This is a genomic window from Pengzhenrongella sp. (genome assembly GCF_036565025.1).
Lineage (GTDB): Bacteria > Actinomycetota > Actinomycetes > Actinomycetales > Cellulomonadaceae > Pengzhenrongella.
In genome coordinates this window covers 1-9,454 of record NZ_DATCNW010000475.1, presented here as the reverse complement: position 1 = coordinate 9,454, position 9,454 = coordinate 1, and the positions used below count along the sequence as shown (strand labels likewise).

The following is a 9,454-nucleotide window of genomic DNA, read 5'->3' as shown; positions in this document are numbered from 1 at the left end:
GGAGGGGTAGTTAGGGGAGGGGGAGTGGGGGGAGGTAGCGGTCCACGAAGTCGTTGCGGAACTTGCCGTGCGGGTCCAGCTCGCTCGCCAGGCGGCGGAAGTCGTCGGCCCGCGGGTACCGGGCACGGACGACCTCGGGGGAGATGCCGAAGACCTTGCCCCAGTGCGGGCGAGGCTCGTACGGCGCGAGCAGGTCCTCGATCGCGGGCAGCACGGCCGCGACGGCGTCGGGATCCTTGCGCCAGGTGAAGTGGATCGCGACCGAGTCGCGCCGGTAACTGGGGCTCAGCCACAGGTCATCGGCGGCGACCGTGCGGATCTCCGAGACGTGCAGCGCCGCCGCGATGGCCTCGCGGATCGTGCCGAGCGCCGCCAGCGCGTCGGCCGCGTGCTCGCGCGGCAGCAGGTACTCGGTCTGGATCTCCTCGCCGCTGCTCGGGGTGAACTCGAGCCGGAAGTGCGGCAGTCGCTCGTGCCACGGACCGGGCACCCCGCCCTGCTCGGTGCAGCTGACGGTCGGCATGCCGGGCACGGGGTGCATCGGCGAGCTAGCGAGCCGGGCCCCGCGCCAGGTCGACGGGAACGGTGCCGCGTCGTCGGTCACGGGGGAGGAGTCGAACCGCGCGCCCGGGCCGATGCGGTGCTTGAGCCAGACCTGATCGATCTGCGGACCGCCCCAGCGGGTGAACAGGCTCACGCTGTACGCGCTCGCGAGCACGTCCTGCAGGGCCCCCGAGCCCAGCTCGGTCGCGGGCAGGTTCTGGTAGACGACCTGGCGAAGCTCGAACGCAGGGACGACGTCGAGCACGAGGCGCACGACGACGCCCAGCGCGCCGAGCGCGATGACGGCGCCCGGGAACCGGTCGGGGTCGGCGTCCCGGCTCAGCGTGCGGAGCTCGCCGTCGGCGGTCACGAGCTCGATCGCGCGGACCGCGGACGCCAGGTTGCCGTTGGCGATCCCCGAGCCGTGCGTGCCCGTGGCGCACGCGCCGCCGACGGCGATGTGCGGCAGGGAGCCCAGGTTCGCGAGCGCGAACCCCGTGCCGTCGAGCCGTCGAGCGAGCTCGCCGTACCGGATCCCGGCGGACACCGTCACGGTCGACGCCGCAGCGTCCACCTCGACGGTCGCGGGCAGCCCGGCGACCGAGACCAGGTCGGCCGTGGTGTCCGCGACGGTGCTGAACGAGTGCGCGGTGCCGAGCGCGCGGATCCGCGCGGTCGCGGCGACGATCTCCTGCAGCTCGGCGAGCGAGGTGGGTGCGTGCACCCGGCGCGCACCGAAGGTGAGCGTCCCGGACCAGTTGGTGGCATGCGGCGTCATGAACCGCGACGCTACCGCCCGCCGTCTCCCTGCGGCGGGGTCACACCCAGCGCGCCGGGGTCACGCGCCCGCGAGGCGGGGTCACGCCCACCGTGGCTGGACGACCTCGGCAGAGTTCGGGGCCGCATCGATGAGATCGTCGCCGCGCAGCGCCCGCTCGATCGTCTCGGCGAGCTCGTTGTTGTCCGCCGGCTTGCGCAGGAACGCCGCGACGCGGAACTTGCGGACCGCGGGCTCGGTGGTCTGCGGGTCCCGGCCGGTGAGCACGACGACCGGGATCGAGCAGAGGGCGGGCAGGTTCGCGTACCGCTCGAGCACCGAGATGCCATCGCCGGCGGGCAGGCCGATGTCGAGGAGCACGAGGTCGGGCCGTTCCTTGCGTGCGACGCTGACGGCTCCGAGGCCGTCCTGCGCATTGACAACGTCGTACCCGATCCGTCGCAGGCGCAGGGTGAGCCCGCGCCGCAGGTCCTCATCGTCCTCGACGATGAGGACCTTCGCTCGTGGTTCCATGGCCTTGTCTCCGAATCATCGTGTCGTTGAACTGGTGTGGATGGGGACGGTGAAGGCCACCGCCGTGCCGTTGCCGTGCGAGCTCGCAGCCCAGATCGTGCCGCCCTGGCGTTCGATCAGGTCGCGGCAGATGGTCAAGCCCAGTCCGAGCCCGTCGCGGCTCGCCGCGCCGTCCGCGTTGGCCCGGAAGAACTGCTCGAAGAGGTGGTCCTCGTCCTCCGGGCGGATGTCGCGACCGGCGTCGCGGACCGTCACGCGGACCCAGGTGCCGTCCGCGACCGCCTGCACGGTGATATGGCCGCCGTCCGGGGTGACCGTGAGTGCGTTGCCGAGCAGGTGGGCGAGGAGCTCCCCGATTCGCTCGGCGTCGGCGACCACCAGTGGCAGCTCCGCGGCCTCGACGCCGAGCGTGAGGTGCCGGCGCTCCGCTTCCCGCTGATGGGCGCCGGTGGCCGTGGCGAGCAAGTCGCCGATCGCCAGCGGCCGGCAGTCGAAAGTCGGTCGCTCGCCCTGCGCCCGGGTCACCTCGAGCAGCTCGTCGACCATGACCTGGAGCTGGCCGACGTTGCGCAGCAGGACGTTCAGGAAGTCCTGCTGGTCGACGGAGGCCACGCGGGCGGCGTCGTCGAGGAGCAGTGAGCCGAACCGCTGCACGACCGACAACGGCGAGCGCAGCTCGCGGGAGATCTGGCACAGGAACTGTTCGTTGGCCTCGAACTGCGCGTCCGGAGCCCGCTCGGCCTGCTGTAGGACTCGCTGGCGGCGGATCGCGCGGTCGACGGCGCGCCCCAGCTCGCCGGGCCGGATCGCGGACCTGAGCAGGCAGTCCTGGGCTCCGAGCCGGCGGACCTCCGCGGCCAGATCGTCGTCGTCGGGCCCGCTCAGCACGACGAGGGCCGTCCGGCCGCCCATGATCCAGATGCGGTTGAACGCCTCGGGGCTCTCGCTTCGAGGCAGCCCCAGATCGATCAGGACGCCGTCGAACCAGTCGCGTCCCAGGCTTTCGAGGCCGGCCTCGAGGGTGAGGGCGTGCTCGATCGACGCGGTGGCGAGGAAGGTGTCCCGCAGCGCAACGTCGAGCTGCACGGCGTCGGGCGCCGCGTCCTCGATGACCAGCACGCGCGTCGGTGCGCCTCGCGCTAGGTCCACGGTCCGACTCATGAAGTGGTTATCGGTGAACGGACCGGGCACCTTGAGCGCTTCGGTTCGTCCGTTCGGGCTACTTCGGTGGTTGTTTGTCCCGGGGCGCGCGCTGTTCGTCGGTCGCGATCGGAAGGGTGAAGATCATCGACGTGCCGTGGCCGAGGCTGCTCCGGGCAACGATCGTGCCGCCTTGGCGTTCGATCAGGTCGCGACAGATGAACAGCCCCAGTCCGAGCCCGCTGCGGGACTCGTCGCCATGGTTGCTGGCCTGGTAGAACTGCTCGAAGATCCGTTCGATGTCCTCGGGGTGCAGCCCGCGTCCGGAATCCCGCACGGCAACGCGGACCTCGCCGTCCTGCGGGACGGCCTCCACTGTGATCGTGCCGCCGGGCGGCGTGAACTTCAGTGCGTTGTCGAACAGGTTGGCGAGCACCTCGTTCAGCCGGGCCGGGTCCGCGTACACCGGCGGCAGCTCGCCGAAGCTCGTGCTCAGGGTGACGTGCCGCTTCTTCGCGAGCCAGCCGAAGCCTTCGGTGGCCTCGGTGAGCGCGTCGCCCAGCGGGAGCTCCTGGCAGATGATCGTCAGCCGCCCGTTCCCCGACCGGGTCACGTCGAGCAGGTCGTCGATCATGACCTTGAGCTGACCGACGTTGCGCATCACCACCGCGAGGAAGTCCTGCTGCTTGGGCGTCACCGGGCCGCCGATGCCGTCGGTCAGCAGCGACGTGAACTGGTGCACGACCGCGAGCGGCGTTCGCAGCTCGTGCGAGACGTGGGACAGGAACTCCTCGCGCCGCTCGGTGGCCGAATGTCGGTCGGTGATGTCCCGCCAGGTGAGGGACAGGCCTTCCCCGACCCGCGCGGCTCGGGTGTCGTAGTGACGTTCCGCGCCGCCCAGGAGTTCCTGGGCGTAGACGACGTCGTCGAGCACGAGAGGCTCGCCCGTCTCGACGACGCGCCGATACGACTCGAAGGTCTCGGTGTCCTCGTGGCCGGGCAGCAGGTCCAGCAACCGCGCGCCGATCAGATCCTCGTAGCTCACCCGGTTGTAGGCGCACGCGGCCGGGTTGGCATCGAGGTAGACGAAGTCCACGATCTGCCCGGACGCGTCGCGGATCGCTCCGAGCAGGACGTGCGGGTCGAGCAGCGAGTCGACGGTGGCACGCAGGTTCGCCCGGTCCGCCAGGGCGGCCGCGCGGTCCGCGAGCGCGGACTCCCGGGCCCGAACCAGGTCGTCGACGTCCTTGATGTTCGCCACGACGCCGGCGTCCAGCCCGGACTCGTCCGTGACCGGGTTGACCCCGGTCGACATCCACCGGTAGGCCCCGGACCTGGTCCGGATCCGCACCACGAACCCGCCCGGGGGCGGGGTGATCGGGTCCCCGGGGTACAGCGAGGCGCGCGCGGTGGTCGTCGCGGTCCGGTCGTCCGGATGGACCAGATCGGCCAGCTGGGTGCCGACGAGCTCCTCCGCGGTCCAGCCGGTGACGTGTGTCACGGCCGGCGAGGTCCACACGATCGTCCGGTCGGGCCGGGCGAGCACGACGAGATCCGTGGCGTTCTCGGCCACCATCCGGTAGCGCTCCTCCGACTCCGCCAGCGCGAGCTCCGCCTGCTGCTGCTCGCTGATGTCCCGGGCCGAGACCAGCAGACCGTCCCCGAACGGGGCCGCGGTGAGCCGGAAGGATCCCCCGACGCCGTCGTGCAGCGGTGGGACGTCGAACGAGATCGGCGACCCCGAGTCGATCACCCCCACGCACGTCTCGAAGATGCTGCGCTCGTGGACCGACCCGAAGAGCTCGCACTGTCCGTGCCCGAGGACCGCCTCGACCGGGAGGCCGTAGAGCCGGGCGCCGGCCTCGTTCACGAACGCGTAGCGGAGCTCGGTGATCGTGCCGTCCGGGTCCCGCACGCTCTTCATGATGAACAGCGGGTCCGGCAAGGCGCTCAGCGCGGCCGCCAGCTCGCTCGCCGAGGTGAGCGCGTGCCCCGGGGTGCTCATGGGGCGATGGCCGGCTCGACGCGGTTCCGTCCGGTGCTCGTGGCCCGGTCGAGGGCGTCGTCGGCCTCCTGGAGCACCTCGGTGAGCGGTCGATGGCTCTCCGGGTCCAGCATGGCCAAGCCCGCGCTGATGGTGAGCACTCCGCTGGGGTTGGCGGGGTGCGGGATGCGCAGGGCCTGGATCCCGGTGCGCATCCGCTCGACCGCCTGCGTCGCGCTGGCCAGCGACTGCTCGGGGAAGACGCACAGGAACTGCGCGCCGCCGTACCGGTAGAGCCCGTCGCCGGCGCGCAGCTGTTCGTTCAGATACGTGGCCACGGCCCGCAGGCCGTGGTCGCCCGCTCGCTGGCCGAAGGTGTCATTGAAGGCAGGGAAGAGGTCGACGGCGAGCAGGGCCAGGGCGTACCGGTGCCCGTACCGCAGGGTCCACGCCTCGAGGTGGTCCAGATCTTCCCGGAGCGCACGACGGTTGCTCAGCCCGGTGAGCGGATCCCGCCGGGCGACGACGGCGAGCTCGATGTCGAGCTCCTCCAGCGTGAAGTGCGCATGGGAGATCGCCAGGCCCGCCGTGACCTCGGCGGTGACGTCGGCGAGGGTGCCGACCCAGCCGACGCTCCCGCCCTGCCGCCCGGATACCGGCTCGGCGGTGAGCAGCACGATTCGGCGGACCGGCCCGGAGGAGGCGATCTCGAACCGGTGGCAGAACGACGTCCGACCGCCCGCGGACTGCGCCTCGATGATCAGGTCCGCGCGCTGCTCGGAGTCCAGGATGCTGTCCCAGGGCTGCCCCTCGGCCTGCTCCGCGCTGACGCCGGTCAGCGCCGACCAGTGCGGGTTGGTGTAGATGTACCGGTCCAGGTCGTCGGTCTGGAAGATGCCGATCGGGGCCGCGTCGGTGAGCGTGCGCAGCTGGTCGGCGTAGGCATGCACCTCGCGGGCGTCCACCGCGAGCTGCTCGGCCTTGCGGAACAGGTTGCCGAAGGCCGAGACCTTGGCGCGGAGCTCGTCGGCGTGCACGGGGGCGTAGAGGAAGTCGATCGCGCCCTCGGCCCACCGGTCGCGTGACGGCAGCTCGTCGCTCGCATTGGCGGTGATGAAGATGATCGGGGTCAGCTCGCTCTGACGGCGCTCGCGGATGAACGCGGCGGTCTCGAACCCGTCCATGCCCGGCATCCGGATGTCGAGCAGGATGACGGCGAACTCCTGGACGCTGACGCAACGCAGCGCAGCGAGCCCGGAGTCCGCCTCGACCACGGCAAAGTTCGGAGCGGCCAGGACGGCTCTCAGGGCGAGCCGCTTGGCGGGGTTGTCGTCGACCACGAGGACCGGGACCGGCGAAGGCCCCGACTCCACATGCAGACCGGTGCTCCGCTCGGCGGAGCGCACCTCGGCGGTCATCGCAGCCGGCTAGGACCTGTGCAGCAGGTGCGAAAGCACCCGTGCCGGGGCGGTCGATCGGATCTGGACCTCGCCGTCCAGCGCGCGTTCCACCGCGTCCACCAGTTGGGCCCGGCTCGCGGGCTTGTGCAGCACCCGCGAGACGTAGTGCGTGCGGATCGCCGTCTCGACGACCTCGGGGTCCCGCCCGCTGAGCACGACCACGGGGACCCCCCAGAGCGCGGGGAATCTCGCATAGTGCTCGAGCACGCTCACGCCGCCCCCGCCCGGCAGCCCGAGATCGAGCACGACCAGATCGGGATGCTCGTGCAAGGCGGTGCTGACCGCTCCCACGCCGTCCCGCGCGACGACGACCTCGAAGCCGGCCGAGCGCAGGACCACGGACACGGCGTTGCGGAAGTCGTGGTCGTCGTCGACGACGAGCACCTTGGTCACGCTGTTCACGCCTGCACCATCCCGGTCGCTGCGCTTCGCGGCTTGTGCACCGGGACGGCCTCACCGCGCAGCGCCAACGAGATCGCCTCGGCGAGCTCGCGGTTGTCGGCGGGCTTGCGCAGGAAGGCCGCGACGTGGAACTTGCCGATCGCCGGTGCGGTGACCCGGGCATCCCGGCCCGTCAGCACGACGACGGGGATCGAGCTCAGGGCGGGCACTTTCGCGTAATTCTCGAGCACCGAGATGCCGTCGCCTGCGGGCAGGCCGATGTCGAGCAGCACAAGGTCGGGACGTTCCTTCCGGGCAACGCTGACGGCTCCCGGGCCGTCCTGCGCGTTGATGACGTCGTACCCGATCGTCTTCAGCCGCAGGGACAGGCCACGCCGCAGATCGTCGTCGTCCTCGACAATGAGGACCTTGGCCTTGGTAGCCATGTGCGCTATCTCCGAATCATCGCGTCGTTGTGCTTGTTGAGGATGGGTACGGTGAAGGCGACCTCCGTGCCGTGCCCGAGATTGCTCGAGGCCCAGATCACGCCGCCCTGGCGCTCGATCAGGTCGCGGCAGATGTACAGCCCCAGGCCGAGCCCGTTGCGGCTCTCCTCGCCGTTCTGTTTTGCCTGGAAGAACTGCTCGAAGATGCGGTCCTCGTCCTCGGGTCGGATGCCGCGACCGGTGTCGCGGACCTTGACGCACACCTTGTCGCCCGCGACGGCCGCCTCGAGGGCGATGTGCCCGCCGTCGGGCGTGAACTTGAGCGCGTTGTCGAGGAGGTTGGTGAGGACCTCCAGGAGCCGCTCGGCGTCGGCGATGACCGTCGGCAGCGAGGCGGTGGACACGCTCAGCCGGATGTGACGGCGCTCCGCGTTCGGCCGGTAGGCGGCGACGGCCTCGGTGAGCAGGTCATGGATCGCGAGCGCCTGGGGCGCCACGGTGAGCCGGCCACTGTCCGCGCGCGTGACCTGGAGCAGGTCGTCGATCATGACCCGGAGCTGTCCGACGTTGCGCATCAGCACGGTGAGGAAGTCGCGCTGGTCGACCGACAGCTCGCCGCCGACGCCGTCGAGCAGGAGGGAGGCGAACTGGTGCACGACCGAGAGCGGTGATCGCAGCTCGTGCGAGACGTGCGAGAGGAACTGGTCCTTGGCCTCGAGCTGCTCGTCGCGTGCCCGCTGCATCTCGTGCAGGACACGCTGGCGGCGGATCGCCCGGTCCAGGGCCCGGCCGAGGTCGCCCGGGCGCAACGCGGACTTCACCAGGTAGTCCTGCGCGCCGAGCCGGAAGACCTCCGCGGCCAGGTGTGCGTCGTCGCGGGAGGTGAGCACGACGAGCGCGGCCCGGCCGCCGACGCCCCAGATGCGGCTGAACGACCCCAGGCTCGCGCTGTCCGGGAGATCCAGGTGGATCAGGACGCCGTCGAACCAGTCGTTCTCGAGCCGTTCGATACCTGCGTCCAGGGACTTGGCGTGCTCGATCGAGGCGGCCGCGAGGTAGCTGTCCCGCGCCGTGACCTCGAGCAGCATCGGCTCGCCGGGCCCGCCCTCGATGACCAGCAGCCGGGTCTGCGCGGCTTGTGCTCGGTCCGTGGACGGGATCATGGTGTGCTTATCGGTGTCCGGAGCGCGTGCCTTGAGGCGCTATGGGCATTTTCTTCCCCAGTCTGCGCGCGGTCCTGCGCTGATCGGGCGAGTCGTGCGCCCGCTCGGTGTCGTCGAGGACCGGGATCGTGAAGGCGACCGCCGTGCCGGTCCCGAGCCGGCTCGACGCCCAGATCGTGCCCCCGTGCCGCCTGACCAGGTCGCGGCAGATATGTCGCGGCAGATAGACAGCGGTGCGAGCTCGACCAGCACCCGGCCGTGGTCGGCATGGGTCACCTGCAGCAGGTCATCGATCATCACGGTGAGCTCGGAGACGTTGCGCGTCAGCACCGAGAGGAAGTCGCGCTGGTCCTGGGACAACGGGCCGGCGACGTCGTCGAGCAGCAGCGATGCGAACTGGTCGACGACCGACAGCGGTGATCGCAGCTCCGCCCAGGACGACGACGGCGGCGCGGCCCTCGTCGTCGCACATGAGGTTCCCATCGGCCCGCCGGTGCGGGTGCCTGAGGAATCTGTTCGGATCCCGCGCGATCGGACCTCTTGACGTGGTGCGCATGCCATGGGCAGAATCGTGACTACGTAGTCATGACTACGTAGTCAGCATCCTTCTTGGCTCTCGATGAGGAGCGTTGGAGATGGTTGAACCCTCGATGTCGCGGGTTGATCGGCGGGGAAGGGCCCCGGGAATGACGGACGTCGCCCGGCTCGCAGGGGTCTCCCAGAAGACGGTCTCCAGGGTGATCAACAACGAGCCCAACGTCAGTGCGGAGGTGCGCGAGCGGGTGCACGAGGTCGCCCGACAGCTGGGCTTCCGCCGGAACACCGCGGCCCGCGACCTGATCCTCGGTCGGTCCCACCGCATCGGCGTGGTGTCGATCGGCACGCCGCTGTTCGGGCCGGCGTCGCTGCTCTTCGGGCTCGAGCGGGCGGCCCAGGCTGCGGGCTACACCATCACGGTGATGCTCACGCTCGAGGGTGAGGAGGGCGGGGTCCAGCGGGCCGTGGACGGGCTGCTGGACCAGGGGGTCGAGGGGATCGTCCTGTCC

The 9,454-nt window shown here is 70.8% G+C and carries 10 protein-coding genes; 1 reads left to right on the top strand and 9 read right to left on the bottom strand.

The features are described 5' to 3' along the window. Window positions 1-10: 10 nt before the first annotated feature. The 9 genes from VIM26_RS26850 to VIM26_RS27265 all read right to left on the bottom strand — a co-directional run bounded on the left by VIM26_RS26850 (window position 11) and on the right by VIM26_RS27265 (window position 8,891). Window positions 11-1,321: a D-arabinono-1,4-lactone oxidase gene (locus VIM26_RS26850; RefSeq protein ID WP_331956399.1), complete on the bottom strand. Its 1,311-nt coding sequence runs from the start codon at window positions 1,319-1,321 to the stop codon at window positions 11-13. An 81-nt stretch (window positions 1,322-1,402) separates the two neighbouring features. Then, a complete protein-coding gene (locus tag VIM26_RS26845; protein WP_331956398.1) occupies window positions 1,403-1,834 on the bottom strand; it encodes a response regulator in 432 nt (143 codons plus the stop codon). A 15-nt stretch (window positions 1,835-1,849) separates the two neighbouring features. Continuing rightward, window positions 1,850-2,995 (bottom strand): hybrid sensor histidine kinase/response regulator, encoded by a 1,146-nt coding sequence (locus VIM26_RS26840; RefSeq protein ID WP_331956397.1) that lies wholly within the window; start codon window positions 2,993-2,995, stop codon window positions 1,850-1,852. Between the two features lie 58 nt (window positions 2,996-3,053). Next, complete coding sequence (locus VIM26_RS26835) at window positions 3,054-4,979, bottom strand: PAS domain-containing sensor histidine kinase (protein WP_331956396.1); 1,926 nt, start codon at window positions 4,977-4,979, stop codon at window positions 3,054-3,056. Then, the gene (locus VIM26_RS26830) at window positions 4,976-6,376 is read right to left on the bottom strand and encodes a GGDEF domain-containing response regulator (RefSeq protein WP_331956395.1); all 1,401 of its coding nucleotides are present in this window, start codon (window positions 6,374-6,376) and stop codon (window positions 4,976-4,978) included. The genes VIM26_RS26835 and VIM26_RS26830 overlap by 4 nt, the downstream gene beginning before the upstream one ends. Before the next feature lie 9 nt (window positions 6,377-6,385). Further along, window positions 6,386-6,820 carry a response regulator gene (locus VIM26_RS26825; RefSeq protein WP_331956394.1) on the bottom strand — a complete coding sequence of 145 codons (435 nt, stop codon included), beginning with the start codon at window positions 6,818-6,820 and terminating at the stop codon, window positions 6,386-6,388. Next, on the bottom strand, window positions 6,817-7,245 hold the full coding sequence (locus VIM26_RS26820) for a response regulator transcription factor (protein ID WP_331956393.1): 429 nt from the start codon (window positions 7,243-7,245) through the stop codon (window positions 6,817-6,819). The genes VIM26_RS26825 and VIM26_RS26820 overlap by 4 nt, the downstream gene beginning before the upstream one ends. Before the next feature lie 5 nt (window positions 7,246-7,250). Further along, on the bottom strand, window positions 7,251-8,408 hold the full coding sequence (locus VIM26_RS26815) for an ATP-binding protein (protein WP_331956392.1): 1,158 nt from the start codon (window positions 8,406-8,408) through the stop codon (window positions 7,251-7,253). 39 nt (window positions 8,409-8,447) lie between these two features. Next, complete coding sequence (locus VIM26_RS27265; protein WP_414696597.1) at window positions 8,448-8,891, bottom strand: histidine kinase dimerization/phospho-acceptor domain-containing protein; 444 nt, start codon at window positions 8,889-8,891, stop codon at window positions 8,448-8,450. A 203-nt stretch (window positions 8,892-9,094) separates the two neighbouring features. On the opposite strand from VIM26_RS27265, the gene VIM26_RS26805 reads away from it, so the two are divergent. Then, a partial coding sequence (locus tag VIM26_RS26805) for a LacI family DNA-binding transcriptional regulator (protein ID WP_331956390.1) occupies window positions 9,095-9,454 on the top strand: 360 nt, incomplete at its 3' end.

Coding starts and splice junctions, on each gene's coding strand:
- VIM26_RS26830 (WP_331956395.1), bottom strand. CDS start 6,376: ATGACCGCCGAGGTGCGCTCCGCCGAGCGGAGCACCGGTCTGCATGTG.
- VIM26_RS26835 (WP_331956396.1), bottom strand. CDS start 4,979: ATGAGCACCCCGGGGCACGCGCTCACCTCGGCGAGCGAGCTGGCGGCC.
- VIM26_RS26815 (WP_331956392.1), bottom strand. CDS start 8,408: ATGATCCCGTCCACGGACCGAGCACAAGCCGCGCAGACCCGGCTGCTG.
- VIM26_RS26850 (WP_331956399.1), bottom strand. CDS start 1,321: ATGACGCCGCATGCCACCAACTGGTCCGGGACGCTCACCTTCGGTGCG.
- VIM26_RS26840 (WP_331956397.1), bottom strand. CDS start 2,995: ATGAGTCGGACCGTGGACCTAGCGCGAGGCGCACCGACGCGCGTGCTG.
- VIM26_RS26820 (WP_331956393.1), bottom strand. CDS start 7,245: ATGGCTACCAAGGCCAAGGTCCTCATTGTCGAGGACGACGACGATCTG.
- VIM26_RS27265 (WP_414696597.1), bottom strand. CDS start 8,891: ATGGGAACCTCATGTGCGACGACGAGGGCCGCGCCGCCGTCGTCGTCC.
- VIM26_RS26845 (WP_331956398.1), bottom strand. CDS start 1,834: ATGGAACCACGAGCGAAGGTCCTCATCGTCGAGGACGATGAGGACCTG.